This is a genomic window from Streptomyces sp. NPDC058457 (genome assembly GCF_042720695.1).
Classification (GTDB): Bacteria; Actinomycetota; Actinomycetes; order Streptomycetales; family Streptomycetaceae; genus Streptomyces.
In genome coordinates, this window is sequence record NZ_JBHXLU010000021.1 from 23071 (window position 1) to 41959 (window position 18889).

The window sequence follows — 18889 nt, forward strand, 5'->3', positions numbered from 1 at the left end:
TCTGCTCGGTTCATCAGGCGGACTTCCTGATCTCCAGGAGGTCCGGCACCGTGGAGAGGTCCTCCAGGAGCTGTCCGGTGGCTCCGGCGATCCGCTGCCGGGCGACGGTGTCGAGCTGCTCGACCGGGGTCCAGGTCGCGCTCTGGTGCTCGGCGTCCAGGAGCCCCTGCAGCCGGGCGATGTCCGCGTCGACGGTCGGCAGCAGCTTCGGCGCCCGGGTGGTCAGGAGCGGGCGCAGTACGGTCAGCAGCTCGCGGGTGCCGGCGAGGTTGGCGTTCGCGGTGGCGAGGTTGGTGCCGCTGCCCTCGTCGGTGTCGGCGGTCAGCTCGAACTGGAGGGTGTTCTCCAGGATCTCGTGGGCGCGCAGCGGCAGGTCACCCGGGTCGAAGTCCTGGGCGGGGAACGCCTTCTGGAGTCCGGCCGCCGCGTCGGCGAGCGCCTGGACCGGAGCCTTCAGCTGCCCGGCGGTCTGCGCGTGCCACAGCCCGTACTCCACCCGGTGGAACCCGGCGAAGTCCTTGTCGGCCACTCCGCCCGCGAGGCCGTCGGCGCGGCCGTTGATCTTCTGGTCGTAGTCCTCGAAGGTGCCGTAGGCGGCGCCGAGGGAGGCGTAGGTGAGGTGGGCGGTCAGCCAGTCGGTGCGGGCCTTGGCGAGGTGGTTGCCCGCGATGTCGGCTTCGAGCGTTCGGGTCTGCGTGACGAGGGTGGCCAGGCCCTGTTCGACGTACGCCTTGTACGCCGTCAGCGGTGCGGCAAGGTCGTTCTCGGAGACCGGTACGACCGCCTTGGTGCTGCCGGTGCCACCGCTGACGGTGACCGACTGCGAGGTGACGGCCTTGCCGCTGGAGGGGACACAGCGCCAGGCGTAGGTGCCGCCGGCCACGGTGGCGACCAGGTCGCGGGTGGTGCCGGGGGCGAGGCCCTCGATCTCGCCGTACACCGCGTTGGTGCCCGGGTCGATCAGGTACACCTCGGCGGTCTTGCTGCCGGTGTTCTGCATCCGGAAGGTCTGGCGGCCCGGCTTCGGCGCGGTGAAACCCCTGCCGCACTCGGTCTCGGAGACGGCGACGGTCTGCCCGCCGCTCGGCTTGGGCCGGGCGAAGGCGACGACGAGCCCGGCGACCACGGCGGGGACGACGACCACGGCGACGGGCACCACCCAGGCGGGCCGGCGCCGCGGCCCCCAGGCGGGCCGGCCCGGTTCCGGCCGGCCGACGGCGATGTCCGGCCGCGCCTGCGGCTCGGGCTCCCCTGCGGCGAGCCGCGACGCCGAGCCGACGGCTGCGGGCTCGGGCCGCGACTCGGGCCGGTCCGCACCGGAATCCGGCACGGCCCCGCAGGCAGCGGATTGCGACTCGGCCTCACCCGCGACCGGCTCCGGCTCCGGCTCCGACCGGTCTGCGGCAGCGGCCGGCTCCGTCCGCTCGACGGCCGGCTTCGGTACGGACGTCCGCACTCCGCGCACGAACAGGGTCATGACGACAGCCAGATAGCCGACGTACCCGATCACCTGCAGCCAGGTCATCGTCGGCGTGATGTTGAGGACGCCCTGGAGCAGGGTGCTGTACCAGGAGCCCGCGTCGATGTGGCCGCTGAGGTCGACGGCGTAGGCCGTGTTGCCCGGGAGGACGCCGCCCTCCTGGAGGTCGCGCAGACCGTAGCCGAGGACGCCGGCCGCGATCACGATCAGGACGGCGCCCGTGTAGGTGAAGAACCTGGTGAGGTTGATCTTCAGCACGCGTCGGTACAGGCCCCAGCAGAGTCCGGCCGCCAGGACCAGGCCGATCCCGGCGCCGGCCAGGGGGCCCGCGGACTCGCCTGCCGCCCGGGCGGTGGTCCACAGGAACAGCGCGGTCTCCAGGCCCTCGCGGCCGACCGCGAGGAACGAGGTCAGGATCAGCACGCCGGAGCCCATGGCCAGGGCGCCGGTGACCTTCTCCTTGATCTCGCCGGCGAGGCTGCGGGCCGAGCGGCGCATCCAGAAGACCATCGCGGTGACGAAGGCGACCGCGATCACGCTGAGGGTGCCGCCGAAGGCCTCCTGGGCGGTCGCGGAGAGGGAGGCGGCGGTGAAGGTGAGGACCGCGCCGAAGCTCATCGCCAGCGCGATCGCGGCCAGCACGCCCGTCCACACCTGCGACAGCCGGTTCCCGGCTCCGGCCCGCACCAGCGTGGCGACGAGGATCGAGACGATCAGCCCGGCCTCAAGCCCTTCCCTCAGCCCGATCAGGAAACTCGGAAACGCGTCGTCCCACATCCGTCGCAGCCCTCCCCGGCAGGCCCGTCCCCGCCCATTGGCTCGAACTTAGTGAAGGCATGCCTTACTCCGCCGACCATGATGACTACACCCATGTAGTCAGTCGGTCATGAACTGGTAATGGTGCGGCAAAGGCCGTGACCGGACACGGACGCGCGCACCCGGGAACACCGGCGGGACGCCGATCGTCTACATTCGGGTAGACCGTCTACACCTTCGTAGTCACCGGATCTTCGTAGTCACCGGAAAGGGCCGTCGTCGGCGTCATGGAACGCAAGAGGACCGCGGAGTTCGCGGGGAGCGTCGCGTTCGGGGCCTGGGCGGCCTTCGCGGTGCTGGCCCTGGTCGTGACCGGCCGGCACGGCGCCCCGCTCGGCCTGGACCGCTCTCTGCTGGCCTGGTCCCTCGCTCACCGGCCGGACGTGGCGGTGGCCGTGGCCCGTGGGGTCACCGCGACCGGCACCGGGTTCGTGCCGTACGCCCTGGTCGTGGCGGCCGGACTGGTCGTGGGCCGCACCCGGCGGCAGCGGCTGGTCGCCGCGCTGCTCGGCGCGGGTTGCCTCGCCCTGGGCCAGACCGCCCGGAGCGCCCTGATGGAGCTGATCGGCCGGGCCCGGCCGCCGCAGGCCGACTGGCAGACGTCCGCCTCCGGCTGGTCGTTCCCCTCCGGCCACAGCACCACGGCCGCGCTGGCCGCCGGCGTGGTGATCCTCGCGATCTGGACGCGGGCCCCGCACGGCCGTACGCCGTGGTGCGCGGCCGTCGCCTGCTGGGGGCTGGCCGTCGGGGCCACCCGGGTGTTCCTCGGCGTGCACTGGTGCACCGACGTGCTCGGCGGCTGGCTGTTCGCGGTCGGGTGGCTCGGGGTCTGCGCGTGCGCGGCGGCGCGGTGGGTTCCGCGCACGTGGGTACTGGACGACGTCCCGGAGAGATCGGTGACCGCGCCGTGAGTCAGGACGTGGCGCCGGGTCCGTCCGGGCGGGTGCGGCGCTGGTCGACCATCTCCCGGGTCAGGTCCGCCGTCTCGGGCTCCGGCAGCCGTTCGAAGCCGCCCTCCGTGATGACCGAGACCAGCGGGAAGATACGGCGGTTGAGGTCGGGGCCGCCGGTCGCCGAGTCGTCGTCGGCCGCGTCGTAGAGCGCCTGGAGTGCGGCCAGGGCGGCCTCGCGGCGGGTGAGGCCGGTGCGGTACAGCTTCTTCAGGGCGCCTCCGGCGTACGGCGAGCCGCTGCCCTCGGCGTGGAACGCGCGCTTCTCGTAGAGGCCGCCGGCGACGTCGAAGCTGAAGATGCGGCCGCGCGCCCCCTCCGGCGCCTTGGGGTCGTAACCGGCGAGCAGGGGGACGACGGCGAGGCCCTGCATGGCCTGGCCGAGGTTCTCGCGGATCATCGCGGCGAGCCGGCGGGCCTTGCCGTCGAGGGTCATGGGGATGCCCTCGATCTTCTCGAAGTGGGTCAGTTCGACCTGGTAGAGCTTGACCATGTCGAGGGCGAGCCCGACCGTGCCGGCGAAGGCGACCGCCGTGTGGTCGTCCGCGGGGTGCACCTTCTCCAGGTCGCGCTGGGCGATGAGGTTGCCCATGGTGGCCCGGCGGTCGCCGGCGATCAGCACGCCGTCGCGGTAGGCGAGGGCGAGGACGGTGGTGCCGTGCGGGAAGGCGTCGGGCGCGGCGACCGTGCCCGGGGGCAGCGGGCTGCGGGTGGGCAGCAGTCCGGGCCGGTGGGCGGCGAGGAACCGGGCGAAGGACGAGGTCCCCGGCGTGAAGAACTCCTCCCCCAGCCGGCCCCCGGTCTCGTTCTCCGGCATACCAGTCCCCCTCCTGTCGGCCGACGACACCGGACTCCTACCTGATGCGGACCACCGGGAAACACCCGCCCGGTCACAGCGCCCGGCGCCGGATCAGCACCCCGAGCACCACCAGGCCCGGCAGCAGCGGCAGCCACACGGTCAGCAGCCGGTAGCCGAGCACCGCGGAGGCCGCCGCGGACGCCGTGGTCCCGGAGGCGGTGAGGGCGAGCGCGAGGGCCGCGTCGAGCGAGCCGAGTCCGCCGGGGGTGGGCAGCAGCGCCGCGGCACCGCTGGCGGCGAGGTAGAGCAGCGCCACCCGGGCCGGGGACAGTGACAGTCCGACGGCCCGGGACACGGCGATGAGGACCAGCGCGTGCAGCCCGGCGAAGGCGAGCGAACCGCCCCACAGCGCGGCTGCCCGGACCGGACGGGCGTGCAGGGCCCGGATGTCGGCGGTCACGGCGGCCACCGCGCCCCGGCAGCGGGGCCACACCCGGGCCCCGAGCGGGACGAGGACCACGACGACCGCCGCGGAGACGGCGAGGAGCGCGGCCACGGACACGTGCGGCATCCGCAGCAGCCCCGGGCACGCCGGCGCGAGGACGGCGACGAGGGCCAGCCGTACCGCCGCGCCGGCGGCCGCCTTGACCGCGAGGGCCGACGCGCCGCGGCTCGCCGGAAGTCCACAGCGCATCAGGAACCGCAGGTTGACCGCGCCCGCGCCGAGCCCGGCGGGCAGCACGTGGTTGGCGGCCGAGGCGGCGAACTGCGCGGCGACCAGCCGTCCGCCGGGCAGCCGGCGGGTGACCGAGCCCTGCTGGGCCAGCGCGGAGGACGCCCAGGTACCGACCGCCGCCACGGCCGCCACCAGCAGCCACCCCTGGTCGGCGACGGCGAGCCGGACCGCCCCGTGCGCCACGGCCGGCCAGTGCCGCCGGACCAGCCAGCCCGCGCCGAGCAGCACCACGAGGCACGCGCCGCTCTGCCAGTAGAGCCCCCGGCGGCCCAGGACGGGCGTGGCGTTCACGTTCGGGACCATCGAGGCACCCACCCCTGTTCCCCTGCGGCGCGCAGGACCCTCCATGGGCTTCAGGGACAAACACTGACAAACTAACCGGACTTACCGGCGGAGGCAGCGCGGGTACGGCCATACGAACGGCGGCACTACGCGCTGTAAGGTTGTGCCATGGCTGGCACAGGGTCCCGCGGCAGGGCGGAGCGGCGCAGCGCCGGAGAGCTGGAGAGCGAGGTCCTGGCAGCCCTGTGGGCGACCGAACGGCCGTTGACCCCGGCCGAGATCCAGACCGAGATCGGCGGCGGACTCGCGTACAACACGGTCCACACCATCCTGAAGCGGCTGTACGACAAGGGACTCGTCCTGCGGGACGCCGACGGTCGGCGCGGCGCCTACCGGCCGGCGAAGAACGCGGCCGAGCTGACCGCCGAGGCCATGCACGAGGCCCTGGACCGGGGCCCGGACCCGATCGCCGCGCTCCAGCAGTTCGTGTCCGGGCTGAGCCCGGAGGAGGAGCGGGCGCTGCGGAACCTGTTCGCCGGAGGCGGCGCATGAGGTTCGACGTCTACACCCCGCTGCTGGTCTCCCTGCTGCTGCCCCTGGTCAGCCCCGCGGTCGGCCGCCGGATGGCCCCCGCGCTGGCAGCACGCGTGCTGGCGTCCGCCGCCGTGCTCACCGCGGCCGCGGCCACCTGGTCACTGGTCCTGCTGACGACGGCCCTGCTGGGCGACGCCCCGCCGGTGATCCGGGAGGCCCACGAGGACGGCCGCCCACTGGCCGACCCGGTACCCGAGGTGATCGGCGTCGCCGCGTGCCTGGCGCTGGCCGTGGTGGTCTGGCGGGTGCAGCGGGCGGTTCGGGCCGAGCGGCGCACCCGGCGGGCGCTGCGGCGGCTGTGCGAGGGGCATCCGCGGGACACCGAACTGGTGGTGGCCGCCTGCGAGGTGCCGCAGGCGTTCGCGATCCCGGGCCGGCCGGGCCGCATCCTGGTCACCTCGGCGATGCTGGGTGCGCTGGCACCGGCGGAGCGGCGGGTGCTGCTGGCCCACGAACGGGCCCATCTGCGGCACCGGCACGGCCGTCTGGTGACGGCGGTGACGCTCGCCGCGGCCGCCAACCCGCTGCTCGGCCCGGTCCGTTCCGCCGTGACCTTCCTGGTGGAGCGGTGGGCGGACGAGCAGGCGGCGACCGAGGTCGGGGACCGCGGCACCACCGCCCGGGCACTGGCCCGGGCGGCCCTCAGCGCCGGGCGGGCCGCACGCCCGGCCTGCGCCCTCAACTTCACCGACCGCGCGGTCACGCGCCGCATCGCGGCCCTGCAGACGAGCCCACCCCCGCATCTCTGGCCGGCCGCGGCAGCGGTTCTCGCCCTGGGCGCTCTGGCAGCCCTGTTCTCGGCGGACGCGACGAGCGATCTGGTGGGGCTGCTGTGGAACGCGCTGACATGACCGAGCGGCTGCCGGGAGGACCGGAAGGCACGATCGAGTCGTTGCCCGGACCACGGACGGACTCCCCGCCGTGAACGGGCGGACCCCGCGCCCGCCGATGCTCCCTGCCGGTTCGCCGGCCTTCTGGCCGGCTGCGTGGCCGGCGCGGCGGAATTCGATCCGCATCCGCTGCTCCGGCAACGCCGAACCGTCGCTTCTGGCGGGGTCAACCGTTGGTGTGTTCGCCCTGCGAGTCCACAGTGGTCAGCCGACTGTCAACGGGGGTGCGAGCCGGAACACCGGCCAGCCGATCTCGGTACGCCAGGCTGCCGGATCCGGGTCGTCGCGCGGGCCGACGAGATATGTCTCGTGCACCGGGCCATCGACCGCGAGGGCGTGGTCGACCACCCAGGCGCCGAGCCGGCCGTAGGTGACGTCGATATCGTCATGCGGTCCGGGATGGACGACCACGGCAAGCTCGCCGGCCGGGAGATCCACCGGTCGCACCCGGCCCCGGGTCGGTGGGTCGGCCACAGGCCGGTGGACCAGCGCCGTTCCCCGCCCGCGGGTGAACAGTTCGTTGGCGTAGCACCCACCCGGCGGCCCCAGTGCAGGCAGACCGGCGACCGCGGCGTCGAGTGCGGCCATCGCCCCGTCGTACCAGGAGGACACCTCCTCGTGGCCGACGACGTCCTCGACCCCGGCGACCGTTCTGGCTGCCACCGGTCGGAGCTCGACCTGCAGGACGCCGCCGTCGGGGCGCAGCAGGTTCCGCAGGGAGATCACAGCGGCTCGCGTGCGGTCCAGTTCTGCTTCCAGCCGCTGCAAGTGTTCGCCGACCAGGTCCGCGCGCTCCGCGGCGTCCTCGGTGGCGAGGATCTTGGCCACGTCGGCCAGCGGCACGTCCAGTTCACGCAGCCGATGGATGACCTGCGCGGTAGGGATCTGGTCGCTGGAGTAGCAGCGGTAGCCACTGACGGGGTCCACCGAGGCGGGCTCCAGCAGCCCGGACTCGTGGTGACGACGCAGGGTCCGCACACTCAGGTGCGTCAGCTGCGCGAACTCGCCGATCGTCAATCCGTGGAGCATGCCCCCAGTGTGCATCCGCCGGGCTCGACGCGCTTGACCCTCTCCCCGGGGGAGGCCCCATCGTGATCGGCATGAGCCACCTGGCCGGCATGAAGGTCCTCGCCGACGAACCCGTCAAGGAGTCGATCGACGGCTACCGGCCGATGCTCGCTTCGGTCCGCGTGGGTTTCCCGCGGGGGCAGTGGCTCCGAGCTCGTCGATGCCCTGGGCAGCCACGCTCGCAGACAGGGCTCGCCCTCCAGTTGTGACCTCCCCCACCCGATCAACTCACGTAAGGCACCCCATGACCGACAGCACCGTTCGTATCGGCATCTCCGATCTGCCCGCGGCCGTCCGGCAGTTCGTGACCGCGCTCGACACCCGGGACACCACCGCGGTGATCGGGATCCTGACCCCGCAGGCGAGCGTCACCGACGAGGGCCACACCCACACCGGCATCCCCTCGATCACCGAGTGGATGGCCGACGCCGCTTCCGAGTTCACCTACACCACCACACCGGTGGCCGCCGAGCGCACCGGCACCCACCAGTTCACCCTCACCCAGCACCTGGAGGGCGACTTCCCCGGCGGCAGCGCCGATCTCAACTACCGCTTCACCCTTGAGGGCACGCTGATCAGCAGCCTGGTCATCGCCCCCTGACGCGCTGCCGCCTTTTTACTCTCCAAGGAGGAGCACCATGAAGACATGGTTCATCACCGGCGGTACCGGTGGTTTCGGCAGGGCTTATGCCGACGTTGCGCTGGAGCAGGGCGACAACGTCGTGCTGACTGCCCGCCGGCCCGGGCAGCTCAAGGAATGGGCCGACCTGCACGGCGCCGGGGCGCGCGAGCGGATCCTGCTGCTGAAGCTGGACACCACCGACCCCCAGCAGGTCCGGGACGCGGTCCAGGCCGCGGAAGCGCACTTCGGCGGGATCGATGTGCTGGTCAACAATGCCGGCCGCGGTTGGTACGGATCGGTGGAGGGCTCCCCGGAGGCGGATGTACGCCGTTCCTTCGAGCTGAACTTCTTCTCCGTCGTCGACCTCGTCCGCGCGGTGCTTCCGGGAATGCGGGAGCGGCGCAGCGGATGGATCGTCAATATGTCCTCGGTCGCCGGGATCGCGAGCGTGCCCGGTTTCGGTTTCTACAGTGCCGCCAAGTTCGCGGTGGAGGGCATGACGGAGGCGCTGCGCACCGAGGTGGAGCCGTTCGGTGTCCAGGTCCTCGCCGTGGAGCCGGGAGCCTTCCGCACCCATGCCTATGCCGGCTTCGTCGAGGAGCCGGTGACCGAGACCGTGGAGGCCTACCGGGCGTTCGTGGAGACGGTGCGGGTGGCCATGGTCAGTCAGGACGGCCGCCAGCCCGGCGATCCCCACCGCGGCGTGAAGGCCGTCGTCGACGCCATGAGCCAGGACTCCCCGCCCCGCCGCATCGTCCTGGGCAACGGCGGCTACGACGCGGTCCACGACCGACTGCGCGGCGCCCTGGACGAACTGCGCGCCCAGGAGACCGCCTCCCGGGCTGCGGACTTCCCCCAAGCGGCGCAGCCCGAGCGCACACCCTGAGGCGACCCGGGGCAAACGCGCTGGTCCACTGCCCCGCCCCGTGACGGCTGCACGCCCCCTGAGCATCCGACCCGCATCAGGGCCCTCGGCCGTCTGCCCAGGTTGACTCAGGCGTTGGGGCGCTTGCCGTGGTTGGCCCTCTTCTTCTTGCGGGCGCGTCGCTTGTTCCCTCGTTTGGCCATGGCACATATCTCCCTAATCCATCGTTTTCCACTCCTCGCCAGTCTAGATTCGCCCCGAGGTGTCCGCATCAAGTGACGCAGACCCGGGCCCTCAGGCCGGTCGGTTCGGTGCCCGGTGCGGTGGCTGCTGCGGAGCCGGGCCCGGGCGGGCCGGAGGCACCGCACGCACTGCGGGGCTGTCGGTGCCGACCGTCACCGGCTCTCCGTGGTGGTACACGGTCAGCGGCGGTCCGTCCAGCAGGGTGTACGTCGCCTTGTCGGCGCCGATCTCCACGCGGAGCCTGCTGTCGCGCAGTTGCAGGCTGAAGGCCAGTCTCCGCAGCCGCTCCGGCAGCCGGGGGGCGAACCGGGCCCCATCGTCGTAGTGGCGCAGCCCGCCGAAGCCGGCCACCAGTGCCATCCAGGTGCCGGCGAGCGAGGCGATGTGCAGTCCGTCGCGGGTGTTGTGCTCCAGGTCGTCGAGGTCCATCAGGGCGGCCTCCGCCGTGTAGGCGTGGGCGAGCGCCAGATGCCCGGCCTGGGCGGCGACGACGGCCTGGCAGCAGGCGGAGAGCGAGGAGTCGCGGACGGTCAGCGGCTCGTAGTAGGCGAAGTTGCGGGCGATGTGCTCCGCGTCGAAGTACGCCTCGCAGGTGTACATCGCCAGCACCAGGTCGGCCTGTTTGACGACCTGTTTGCGGTAGAGGTCGAAGTAGGGGAAGTTCAGCAGCAGCGGGTACTGCTCGGGGCGGGTGTTCTCGAAGTCCCAGCGCTGGTACCGGGTGAACCCGGCGTGCTGCTCGTGGACGCCGAGCTCGTGGTTGTAGGGGATGTGCACGGACTCGGCCGCGTCCCGCCAGGCGGCGCTCTCCTCCGCGTCGACGCCCAGCTCCGCAGCCTGCCGCGGGTGGCGTTCGACGGCGTCGGCGGCGGCCAGCAGGTTCGCCCGGGCCATCAGGTTGGTGTACGTGTTGTCGTCGGCGACCGCGCTGTACTCGTCGGGGCCGGTGACGCCGTCGATGTGGAAGGCGCCGCGGCTGTCGTGGTGGCCGAGCGAGCGCCACAGCCGGGCGGTCTCCACAAGCAGTTCGACGCCGGTGTCCCGTTCGAAGTCGGTGTCGCCGGTGGCGGCGACATAGCGGACCACCGCGTCGGCGACGTCGGCGTTGACGTGGAAGGCGGCGGTGCCGGCCGGCCAGTAGGCGGAGCCCTCCGAGCCGGCGATGGTCCGCCAGGGGAACGCGGCCCCGTCGAGACCGAGCTGGGCGGCGCGTTCGCGGGCGGCGGGCAGGGTGTTGTGCCGCCAGCGCAGCGCCTCGGCGACGGCGCCGGGAGCGGTGTGGGTGAGGACGGGCAGCACGAACATCTCGGTGTCCCAGAACGCGTGCCCGTCGTACCCGGAGCCGGTCAGGCCCTTGGCGGGTATCGCCCGCTGTTCGGCGCGGGCGCCTGCCTGCAGGACGTGGAAGAGGGCGAAGCGGACGGCCTGCTGGACCTCCTCGTCGCCGTCCACCTCCACGTCGGCGCGGGACCAGAAGTCGTCCAGGTAGCCGCGCTGCTCGTCGGCCAGCCCCTGCCAGCCCTCGTGGGCGGCGGCCGCGAGCGCCGCGTCCACCTGGTCGGCCATGGCGGGCAGCGAGCGCACCCCGGACCAGCCGTGGGCGACGAACTTCTCCACCCTCAGCCGCTGCCCCGGCTCCAGCACGGAGGTGACGGTCAGCCGGGCCACGTCCACGCCGCTCTCGGCGCCGGCCGAGGTCCGCTCGGGACCGGAGACCGTGTGGTCGGCGGCGACGGCGACCCGCAGGCCGCTGCGCCGGGTGCGGTGCACCATGCGCAGCCGGTGCCCGGAGACGAAGTTGTCCTCCTGCTCCAGCGCCGACTCCAGCGCGACGGCTGCGCGCGGATCGCCGTTGGACCCGGGCAGCTGCTCGTTGGCGACCAGCTCGGACTGGACGACGATCCGGCAGCGCCGGTCGACGGCCTCCACCTCGTAGGCGACGGCGGCGATCGCCCGCTGGGTCAGCGACACCAGCCGGGTCGAGCGCACCCGCACGGTGGAGCCGGCCGGCGAGGTCCACTCGCAGGTCCGCTCCAGGACGCCCCGGCGCAGGTCGAGCACCCGTTCGTGGGCGACGAGCCGGCCGTAGCGCAGGTCGAATGGCTCGTCGTCGACCAGCAGCCGCAGGATCTTGCCGTTGGTGACGTTGATGACGGTCTGCCCGGACTCCGGATAGCCGTAGCCCGCCTCGGCGTACGGCAGCGGGTGCACCTCGTGCACGCCGTTGAGGTAACTGCCCGGCAGGCCGTGGGGCTCGCCCTCGTCGAGGTTGCCGCGCCAGCCGACGTGCCCGTTGGACAGCGCGAACACCGACTCGCTCTGGGCGAGCACGTCGAGGTTGAGCTGTGTCTCGCGGACCGCCCAGGGTTCCACGGCGTACGACCGGTGGGTGATCACTCCTTGCCTCCCAGCTCGGCGAGATCCTTCACGACCGTGTCCGCGCCGTGCGCGTACAGGGCGTCCGTCTGTCCGACGCGGTCCACGCCGACGACGTACCCGAACCGGCCCGCGCGACCCGCGTCCATCCCGGCGAGGGCGTCCTCGAAGACCGCGGCGCGGGCGGGTTCGACCCCGAGGTCCCGGGCGGCGGCCAGGAAGGTGTCCGGGTGCGGCTTGCCGGGCAGCCGGCGCTCGGCGGCCACGACCCCGTCGACGCGGACGTCGAAGAAGTGCTCGGCGCCGATCGAGCGCAGCACGTCACGGCAGTTGGCGCTGGAGGAGACGATCGCCGTACGCAGTCCGTGCGCACGGACCGCCTCCAGATAGCGCAGGGTGCCGTCGTAGGCCTCGACCCCCTGGGTGCGGATCTTCTCCAGCAGCAGTTCGTTCTTCCGGTTGCCGAGGCCGTGCACGGTCGGGGCGTCCGGTGGGTCGTCCGGGGTGCCCTCGGGCAGGTGGATGCCGCGGGAGTCGAGGAAGGTGCGGACCCCGTCGGCGCGGGGGCGTCCGTCGACGTACTCGTCGTAGTCGGCGACCGCGTCGAAGGGCCGCTGTCCGTCGTGGTCGCGCAGGAAGGCGTCGAAGGTCTCCTTCCAGGCCGCGGCGTGCACGACGGCCGTCTTGGTGACGACCCCGTCGAGATCGAAGAGACAGGCCTGGATGGTGTCGGGCAGACCTAGTGCAGTCATGACCCGCATCTTCCCCATCGGACGGCTTCGAGGGGGTGGCGCCCGCCACATTCCGGGCCCGGTGTCACACTTTTTGCGTGCCGCTGACTTTCGACGACCTCCTCGACCGCGCCCGTTCACTCGCCGGACGGGCCCCGCGCGCGATCCTCGGCATCGCGGGCAGCCCCGGTGCCGGCAAGACGACCCTCGCCGAACATCTGGTGCGGGAGCTGAACGGCGCAGGTGAGCCGTGGGTCGCGCACGTACCGATGGACGGATTCCACCTGGCCGACGTCGAGTTGGACCGCCTCGGCCTCAGGGACCGCAAGGGGGCGCCGGCGACCTTCGACGCGGCGGGCTACGCGGCGCTGCTGCGGCGGCTGCGCGCGGAGACGGACGTCGTGGTGTACGCGCCGGGCTTCGAGCGGGTCCTGGAGCAGCCGCTCGCGGGCGCGATCCCCGTCCTGCCGACGGCCCGGCTGGTGGTGACGGAGGGCAACTACCTGCTGCTGGCGGACGGTCTGTGGGCGCGGGTGCGGCCGGCCCTGGACGAGGTGTGGTTCTGCGAGATCGACGAGCCGGAGCGGGTACGGCGACTGGTCGCCCGGCACGAGGAGTTCGGCAAGGGCCACGAGGCGGCGGTGGCCTGGGTCGCACGCACCGACCAGCTGAACGCCGACCTGGTCGCGGCCACCCGGGACCGGGCCGACCTGGTGATCCGGCAGACGGCACTACCCGCGCCCTGAAGGGGCGCGGGGAACTGCGCGACCAGCCACGACGCCGCCGCAGACGGCAGACGGCGTATCGCGGCCCTCCAAGCGGAGCGCTCAGCAGGCAGCAATGGCCAGTTCAGGATCACCATGCGCGTCCTGGCCCCCGATGACGGCCGTGAACCCCTCGGTGTGCACGGTCAGGTCGCCCTCGAACGACGGCGTGAAGTCACCGCCGGGCCCGTACCGCACGGCGAACACGTGCAGGTGCTCCGGCGCGCCCGGCGCCGGTTCGGCCTCGTAGGCAGTCGAGGCGACCAGGTGACGCCAGCCCTCGTCCGGGTTGCCGTAGCCGCGCGGGTCCGCGGCGAGCGCGAACGCGGCCTGTTCCTGGGTGAGTTCGGCACGCGCGTCGAAGTGGTCCACACTCTGCCCGGCGGGGTGCGTGAGGCGCAGCGCACCCGCCGCGGCGACCTCGCCCTCGGCGACCCGGCGCACCCGGTCGCCGTCGTCGGCCGCGTAGGGCAGCCCGGCCAGCAGGTACGGCGCCCCGTCGAACCGCTCCACGGCCACCGTCACCCACAGCCGGGTGCCGTCCGTGACGTACAGGGAGCGGACGTGGCGCAGGACGTGGTCGCGCCCCACCACCGGCTTGCTGACCAGCTTGGCGGTCAGTCCGTCGACGCGTACGTCCCGGACCCGGACCTCGCCCATCGGCCGACAGTACAGGAAGCCGTCCAGGACCGGGCCGAAGCCGTGCTGCCGGTTCACCGCAGCCGGCAGGTGGTAGGTGCCGCCGGCCTCGACCAGGGACGGGGTCATGCGGCTGTCGAAGGCCACCGAGACCGTGCCCGCGCGGAGTTGGTGGCGGGCCGGGGCCGTCGACGGGTCGCGGTGCCAGGGGGTGGGGTCCTGGATCTGCCAGACCAGCATCCAGGCGAAGTGCCCGTCGACCCCGCCGTCCGGCTTGACCGCGTGCCGGGCCCAGCGGCTGTCGCCCCGGTAGCGGCCCAGGTCGGAGCCGATCCGGGCGCCGAAGTAGCGCAGGCCGAGGACCGACTCGAAGGCCGAGTGCTGTTCGCTGTAGCGCGGTCCGCCGTTGTCGAAGCCGCCGCCCGTGAGCCGGGCGTCGATGTAGCGGGCGAGCGCGTCGCCGTCCTCGGCGAACATCTCCAGGCCGCTGATCCGGTGGGCCTGGGCCAGGAAGGACAGGGAGATCGGGCCGTAGTTGTTGTCGTAGGCGCCGCCGTGCTCGGGGGGCAGCAGGGCGCCCCGGTCGAGGACGCGGTGGGCGCGGATCTTGTCGGTGTACAGGGCGAGTGCCCGCTCGCGGACCGGCTCCGCCTCCGTGGGCGGGAGGTGCCGGGCCAGCATCAGGCCGCCGACCACGCAGCCGATGGCCTGGTTGCCGGCCTCCTGCGGGTTGAAGAAGGTGGCCTCGGTCAGCCAGCGCCAGTAGCCCCGGGCCACCTCCAGCAGTTCGGCGCGCTGTCCGTCGTCGACCAGGCCGTCGGCGAGGTCGAGGATGTTCACGGCCTGGAGCAGCGCCCAGACCGTGCTGGGCCAGTCGCCGATCGGGTGCGCGCCCGCCGCCAGGACGTAACGGGCGTACGGCAGGCCGGAGTTGCGGACGGTGAGGTTCGGGTAGCCGGGGTTGTCCTCGGTGTAGACCCGTTCGCCCAGATGGAAGGCGAGGCTGCGGCGCACCGCCTCCGGCAGCCGCGGGTCCTTGGACCGCTGCCAGGCCAGGGCCAGCAGCGAGGTGATGCCGAGCGAGGTGTCGCCGATGTCGTCGTCCGCGTCGGGGTGTTCGAGGTTGCCCTCGGGGGTGAGGCGGGCCAGGGCCTGTTCGACGACGTCGGCGAGGACCGCGTCGTACGCCTCGGGGGTGGACGGCAGGTCGTGCAGCGGGCCGAGCTGGCGCGGCAGGTGCATCGGGGGAGGTCAGCCCTTCGTGCTGGAGGTGGCCATGGCGTGGGTCGTCGGGGTCAGGAGACTGATGCGGACCGGTGGGCGCGCAGTGCGACGGTCAGGGTCTGCGAGCCGTGCCCGCCGAGGTAGACGCGGTTCCCGGTCGTCGCGTCGGTGCCGCCGACCACGGTGTGGTCCTGCCCCGGGTCATACCGTAGTACGTCGCCGCGGTCCGGCCCGGCAAGCGGTTCGCCCGCCTCGATGCCGGCCTCGACCCGGATCTCGTCGTCGCCGACTCGGTAGGTCATCGGCCCGGTCGTCAGGCACCAGCGTCCGTCGCCGATCGGTACGGCGCCCTGCGGCTCGCCGCCCGGCCGGAAGGTCAGTTCGAGGGCCCAGGGCACCGGCGGGCCGCTGATGTCTATCCGCAGGTCGGCCCCGTCCTCCCGCAGGTCGACCTCGGCTCGGGTCGTGTGGGAGACCTCGTCCTGAGGACGGTCGTGGAAGGCCATCGCCGCGGAGAAGCGGCCCTCGTCCACCAGGCGGTAGGCGCCGTCGTCGCGCCTCCGGTCCTTCGGGAGCGGCTGGTAGTAGGCGGTAGTGAGGGTTTGGGTGAGCCGGTACCGGTTGTCGGCGAGCTGTTCCATGTCGGCGGCGCGGAACGGGCCCAGGTCGAAGAACACCCGCGAGAGGCGGACCGCGTCGAGGACGGCGGCACCGGCGAACAGGCGCAGGAAGGTGGGGTTGCAGGCGAGGCCCGAGCGGATGCGCCGGTGCCCGGGCACGTCGGAGCCGCCGTACACCACGGTGTGCGCGATGGCCGAGACGTGTGCGGCGAGGCGTGCGGTGGGGAGGTACCGGTCGCGCGGGAGCTTCTCCGCGTCCGGGGCCGGCAGGGCCCGGCACAGATCCGGGGTGAGGAGGGTCTGGGCGAGCAGGTCGGGGTCTTTGATGCCGTCGGCGGCCGCCAGGCGGGCAGCGCGGGCGAAGTCGCCCCGGCCGGTGCGGATCGCGAGCAGCCGGTAGTGCGGCAGGTAGGGCCAGAGCGCGAACGACAGCCTCTGGTCCTGGCGGCGCGAGTGGACGGTCTCCACCGTGCCGTCCGGCCTGATCAGGCCCAGGGTCGTGGCGAGGTTGCGTTCGACGGCGTCCAGCAGGTCGGTACGCCCGAGCACCTCGGCCAGCAACAGCAGCGACGGGTTGGTCACAAGGGACGCGTAGACGGCACTGCGTTCCGAGTACAGGCCGTCCGCGTCGATGTCGACGCCCTCGGCGAGCCACTCCTCGGCGCGGGCGAGCAGCCGGGCGTCCGGGAACGAGCGGTGCAGCCGGGCCAGCGCCGCGGACAGCTCCCAGCGGTGGTTCGGGGTGTGCACCCCGCCGGTCAGGAGAGGGCCGGTGGCGGCGCCCGCGATGTCGGCTAGCGCCGCCGTGACGTCAGCCAGTTCCGGCCCCGCGCCCGCGGCGAGGACGTGCGCGTCGCACACGTCGTTGACGGTGAACGCGGAGTCCGGCGGCGACTGCACGTTGTCGCCGCCCGCGAAGAGGCCGGAGGCCGTCTGCACGGACCGCAGGGCACGGAGGTGGGTCAGCGCGGCGGCGACGGCCCGCTCGCTACCGTGCAGGGCCGACTCCGGCGAGCGGTACGCCGCGACCAGCGTCTTCACCCGCCGGGCCAGGGCGCGGTGCGGCCCGATGAATTCCGCCGACGGGTCGGCCTCGAGCAGGGCGGCCGACCCGTCGGCGGCGAGCGCCGCCGCGCGGACGAACTCGTGGTCAAGCAGGGCGGTCAAGGTCAGTCCTTCAGGCCTGCATTGATGTCGGCGCCCATGACGTAGCGCTGGAAGACCAGGAAGATGACGATCAGCGGGATCATCGAGATGACCGAGGCGCCGAGCAGGACCGACCAGTTGATGTTCTGCGCGCCGACGATGCTCTGGATGCCGATCTGCACGGTGAACTTGTTGGGGTCGTTCAGCATCAGAAGCGGCCAGATGTAGTCGTTCCACCGCCACTGGAAGGACAGGATGGCGAGGGTCAGCATGATGGGCCGGGAGAGCGGCACCATGATCCGCAGGAAGATCGACAGTTCGCGGGCGCCGTCGATGCGCGCGGCTTCCACGAGTTCGTCGGGGACCGTGATGAAGAACTGGCGGAACATGAAGCATCCGGTCGCCGTGAGCACGGCCGGGAGGATGATGCCGGCGAACGAGTTGTAGAGGCCGAGGTTGCGGACCACCAGGAACTCGGGGGCGAGCATGACCTCGCCCGGCAGCATCGTGGTGGCCAGGATGCAGATGAAGAACGCCTTGAGCCATCTGTTGTCGTACTTGGCCAGCGCGTACCCGGTGCAGCAGCTGACGCCCACCGTGAGGATCGTCGTGATCACGCACACGAGGGTCGTGTTGATGAAGTACTGGGAGAAGTTGGCACTGCGCCACGCCTGGAAGTAACCCGACAGGGTGGGGTTGTGCGGAACCAGCGTCAGCGGATAGGAGAACAGGTCCCCGGCCGGTTTGAGAGAGCTGAGGATGAACCACAGCACCGGCAGCCCGTAGAGGCACGCCATGATCCACAGCAGTGTCGTCGCGGGTACCGCCCGCCGGAGCCCACCACTGCTCGCGCCGCGGGGCCGCCTTTTGGAGACGGCCCGTCCGGGACCGGCGTCGGCCTTGCGTGGCATGTCTGTGGTTGTCATCGGTTCTCCACCCGTCGGTTGACGATCAGCTGGATGATCGCGACGGCCATCAGAATGAGCATGAGCACGAACGACGCGGCGCTCGCGTAGCCGATCTGGCCCCGTTGGAAGCCGGTCTGGTAGATGTACTGGACAAGCAGGTTGTTCGACGTTCCGGGTCCGCCGTTGTTGAGGGAGACGAACACCGGGTATTCCTTCATCGCGTTGATCGTGTTGAGCAGGATCACGATGAACGACGTGGGCGCGATGCTCGGCAGCGTGATGCTGATGAACTGGCGCCAGGGGCCGGCGCCGTCGAGCGAGGCCGCCTCGTAGTACGACACCGGTACGTTCTTGATCGCCGCGATGAACAGCAGCATCGAGAAGCCCGTCCAGGCCCAGGATGCCGCGAACACCACCACCAGCAGCGACAGGTCCGCGTTCGACTGCCACGGAACGGCGGACCCGCCGAGCTTCTCGATGACGTAGTTGACCAGTCCGAAGTTCTCACCGAACAGCCACCGCCACAGGACACCCACGACGATGGGCGACAGCAGCCACGGGATGAAGAAGATGACACGGGCGACGGACGCGCCCTTGGCGTTCTTGCTCACCAGCAGGTTGGCGGCGAGCAGCGAGAGCGCGAAGTTCAGCGGAACGAAGAGGACGGCGTACAGCAGCGTCCGGGTCAGCGCGTCGTAGAAGGCGGAGTCCCCGAACAGGTTGTGGTAGTTGTCCAGTCCGATGAACTGGAACGCCCCCACACCGGTGTAGTTCGTGAAGGAGTAGACGAGCCCGATCACCGCCGGCCACGCGAAGAACAGCGCGAAGAGCACGACATTGGCCGCGATGAGGACGAGCGGCGCGAGGGTGTAGGTGCTGCGTCTCCTGGGCTGCCTCACGGACACGTCCGCGGCGCTTTTTGTCATCTTCCTGACTCCGTGCTGGTGGATGGATTGCTGTGGGCTCACGCCGTGAGCCCGGCCTCACGTGGCGACCAGGGCCGGGGGGGGGGGGGGGGGGCCCCCCCCCCCCCCCCCCCCGCCCCCCCCCCCCCCCCCCCCCACCCCCCCGGTCCCCAAGGGGCACAGTCGAGATGGAGACCCCCCGAGCCCCAGAGGGGCCGCCCGAGAAAGAAA

The 18889-nt window shown here is 72.2% G+C and carries 18 protein-coding genes; 7 read left to right on the forward strand and 11 right to left on the reverse strand.

Features of this window, described 5'->3' with window-relative positions; genetic code table 11:
* Positions 1-13 precede the first annotated feature (13 nt).
* A complete protein-coding gene (gene efeU, locus ACFWPS_RS18765; protein WP_383706394.1) occupies positions 14-2257 on the reverse strand; it encodes an iron uptake transporter permease EfeU in 2244 nt (747 codons plus the stop codon).
* Positions 2258-2523: 266 nt separating this feature from the next.
* Between efeU and ACFWPS_RS18770 the strand changes: the two genes are divergently transcribed.
* Positions 2524-3207, forward strand: a complete 684-nt coding sequence (locus ACFWPS_RS18770; protein WP_383706396.1) for a phosphatase PAP2 family protein — start codon at positions 2524-2526, stop codon at positions 3205-3207.
* A gap of 1 nt (position 3208) precedes the next feature.
* Here ACFWPS_RS18770 and prcB read toward each other — a convergent pair whose 3' ends face one another.
* Together prcB and ACFWPS_RS18780 are read right to left on the reverse strand one after the other, a co-directional pair.
* On the reverse strand, positions 3209-4063 hold the full coding sequence (gene prcB / locus ACFWPS_RS18775; RefSeq protein WP_383706398.1) for a proteasome subunit beta: 855 nt from the start codon (positions 4061-4063) through the stop codon (positions 3209-3211).
* A 73-nt stretch (positions 4064-4136) separates the two neighbouring features.
* A complete protein-coding gene (locus ACFWPS_RS18780) occupies positions 4137-5084 on the reverse strand; it encodes a lysylphosphatidylglycerol synthase domain-containing protein (RefSeq protein WP_383706400.1) in 948 nt (315 codons plus the stop codon).
* Positions 5085-5231: 147 nt separating this feature from the next.
* On the opposite strand from ACFWPS_RS18780, the gene ACFWPS_RS18785 reads away from it, so the two are divergent.
* Together ACFWPS_RS18785 and ACFWPS_RS18790 are read left to right on the forward strand one after the other, a co-directional pair.
* A complete protein-coding gene (locus ACFWPS_RS18785; RefSeq protein WP_217544993.1) occupies positions 5232-5615 on the forward strand; it encodes a BlaI/MecI/CopY family transcriptional regulator in 384 nt (127 codons plus the stop codon).
* Positions 5612-6508, forward strand: coding sequence for a M56 family metallopeptidase (locus ACFWPS_RS18790; RefSeq protein WP_383706402.1), 897 nt, complete (start codon positions 5612-5614; stop codon positions 6506-6508). Before ACFWPS_RS18785 ends, ACFWPS_RS18790 begins: the two co-directional genes overlap by 4 nt.
* 243 nt (positions 6509-6751) lie before the next feature.
* Here ACFWPS_RS18790 and ACFWPS_RS18795 read toward each other — a convergent pair whose 3' ends face one another.
* The gene (locus tag ACFWPS_RS18795) at positions 6752-7576 is read right to left on the reverse strand and encodes a MerR family transcriptional regulator (protein ID WP_383706404.1); all 825 of its coding nucleotides are present in this window, start codon (positions 7574-7576) and stop codon (positions 6752-6754) included.
* A gap of 71 nt (positions 7577-7647) precedes the next feature.
* Between ACFWPS_RS18795 and ACFWPS_RS18800 the strand changes: the two genes are divergently transcribed.
* The 3 genes from ACFWPS_RS18800 to ACFWPS_RS18810 are packed head-to-tail and all read left to right on the forward strand — an operon-like array spanning position 7648 to position 9123.
* Positions 7648-7824, forward strand: a complete 177-nt coding sequence (locus tag ACFWPS_RS18800) for a hypothetical protein (RefSeq protein ID WP_383706406.1) — start codon at positions 7648-7650, stop codon at positions 7822-7824.
* Positions 7825-7859: 35 nt separating this feature from the next.
* Entirely contained in the window at positions 7860-8216 is a 357-nt protein-coding gene (locus ACFWPS_RS18805) for a nuclear transport factor 2 family protein (RefSeq protein WP_383706408.1), read from the forward strand.
* Between the two features lie 37 nt (positions 8217-8253).
* A complete protein-coding gene (locus tag ACFWPS_RS18810) occupies positions 8254-9123 on the forward strand; it encodes an SDR family NAD(P)-dependent oxidoreductase (RefSeq protein ID WP_383706410.1) in 870 nt (289 codons plus the stop codon).
* 107 nt (positions 9124-9230) lie between these two features.
* Here ACFWPS_RS18810 and ACFWPS_RS18815 read toward each other — a convergent pair whose 3' ends face one another.
* From ACFWPS_RS18815 to ACFWPS_RS18825, 3 genes are all read right to left on the reverse strand, one after another.
* A complete protein-coding gene (locus ACFWPS_RS18815) occupies positions 9231-9305 on the reverse strand; it encodes a 50S ribosomal protein bL37 (RefSeq protein ID WP_376335433.1) in 75 nt (24 codons plus the stop codon).
* A 91-nt stretch (positions 9306-9396) separates the two neighbouring features.
* Complete coding sequence (locus ACFWPS_RS18820; protein ID WP_383706412.1) at positions 9397-11742, reverse strand: glycoside hydrolase family 65 protein; 2346 nt, start codon at positions 11740-11742, stop codon at positions 9397-9399.
* A complete protein-coding gene (locus tag ACFWPS_RS18825; RefSeq protein WP_383706414.1) occupies positions 11739-12473 on the reverse strand; it encodes an HAD family hydrolase in 735 nt (244 codons plus the stop codon). The genes ACFWPS_RS18820 and ACFWPS_RS18825 overlap by 4 nt, the downstream gene beginning before the upstream one ends.
* A 77-nt stretch (positions 12474-12550) precedes the next feature.
* On the opposite strand from ACFWPS_RS18825, the gene ACFWPS_RS18830 reads away from it, so the two are divergent.
* Positions 12551-13198, forward strand: coding sequence for a nucleoside/nucleotide kinase family protein (locus ACFWPS_RS18830; RefSeq protein WP_383706416.1), 648 nt, complete (start codon positions 12551-12553; stop codon positions 13196-13198).
* Positions 13199-13279: 81 nt separating this feature from the next.
* Here the strand turns inward: ACFWPS_RS18830 and ACFWPS_RS18835 are convergent, their stop codons facing one another.
* Genes ACFWPS_RS18835 through ACFWPS_RS18850 form a run of 4 tightly spaced genes read right to left on the reverse strand, consistent with a single transcriptional unit; the run spans position 13280 to position 18679 of the window.
* Positions 13280-15097, reverse strand: coding sequence for a hypothetical protein (locus tag ACFWPS_RS18835; RefSeq protein ID WP_383706418.1), 1818 nt, complete (start codon positions 15095-15097; stop codon positions 13280-13282).
* A gap of 53 nt (positions 15098-15150) precedes the next feature.
* On the reverse strand, positions 15151-16866 hold the full coding sequence (locus tag ACFWPS_RS18840) for a hypothetical protein (RefSeq protein ID WP_383706420.1): 1716 nt from the start codon (positions 16864-16866) through the stop codon (positions 15151-15153).
* A gap of 2 nt (positions 16867-16868) precedes the next feature.
* On the reverse strand, positions 16869-17771 hold the full coding sequence (locus ACFWPS_RS18845) for a carbohydrate ABC transporter permease (protein WP_383706422.1): 903 nt from the start codon (positions 17769-17771) through the stop codon (positions 16869-16871).
* Positions 17768-18679, reverse strand: coding sequence for a sugar ABC transporter permease (locus tag ACFWPS_RS18850; protein ID WP_361291873.1), 912 nt, complete (start codon positions 18677-18679; stop codon positions 17768-17770). The genes ACFWPS_RS18845 and ACFWPS_RS18850 overlap by 4 nt, the downstream gene beginning before the upstream one ends.
* Positions 18680-18889: the final 210 nt, after the last annotated feature.

Coding starts and splice junctions, on each gene's coding strand:
- efeU (WP_383706394.1), bottom strand. CDS start 2,257: ATGTGGGACGACGCGTTTCCGAGTTTCCTGATCGGGCTGAGGGAAGGG.
- ACFWPS_RS18770 (WP_383706396.1), top strand. CDS start 2,524: ATGGAACGCAAGAGGACCGCGGAGTTCGCGGGGAGCGTCGCGTTCGGG.
- prcB (WP_383706398.1), bottom strand. CDS start 4,063: ATGCCGGAGAACGAGACCGGGGGCCGGCTGGGGGAGGAGTTCTTCACG.
- ACFWPS_RS18780 (WP_383706400.1), bottom strand. CDS start 5,084: ATGGTCCCGAACGTGAACGCCACGCCCGTCCTGGGCCGCCGGGGGCTC.
- ACFWPS_RS18785 (WP_217544993.1), top strand. CDS start 5,232: ATGGCTGGCACAGGGTCCCGCGGCAGGGCGGAGCGGCGCAGCGCCGGA.
- ACFWPS_RS18790 (WP_383706402.1), top strand. CDS start 5,612: ATGAGGTTCGACGTCTACACCCCGCTGCTGGTCTCCCTGCTGCTGCCC.
- ACFWPS_RS18795 (WP_383706404.1), bottom strand. CDS start 7,576: ATGCTCCACGGATTGACGATCGGCGAGTTCGCGCAGCTGACGCACCTG.
- ACFWPS_RS18800 (WP_383706406.1), top strand. CDS start 7,648: ATGAGCCACCTGGCCGGCATGAAGGTCCTCGCCGACGAACCCGTCAAG.
- ACFWPS_RS18805 (WP_383706408.1), top strand. CDS start 7,860: ATGACCGACAGCACCGTTCGTATCGGCATCTCCGATCTGCCCGCGGCC.
- ACFWPS_RS18810 (WP_383706410.1), top strand. CDS start 8,254: ATGAAGACATGGTTCATCACCGGCGGTACCGGTGGTTTCGGCAGGGCT.
- ACFWPS_RS18825 (WP_383706414.1), bottom strand. CDS start 12,473: ATGACTGCACTAGGTCTGCCCGACACCATCCAGGCCTGTCTCTTCGAT.
- ACFWPS_RS18835 (WP_383706418.1), bottom strand. CDS start 15,097: ATGCACCTGCCGCGCCAGCTCGGCCCGCTGCACGACCTGCCGTCCACC.
- ACFWPS_RS18845 (WP_383706422.1), bottom strand. CDS start 17,771: ATGACAACCACAGACATGCCACGCAAGGCCGACGCCGGTCCCGGACGG.
- ACFWPS_RS18850 (WP_361291873.1), bottom strand. CDS start 18,679: ATGACAAAAAGCGCCGCGGACGTGTCCGTGAGGCAGCCCAGGAGACGC.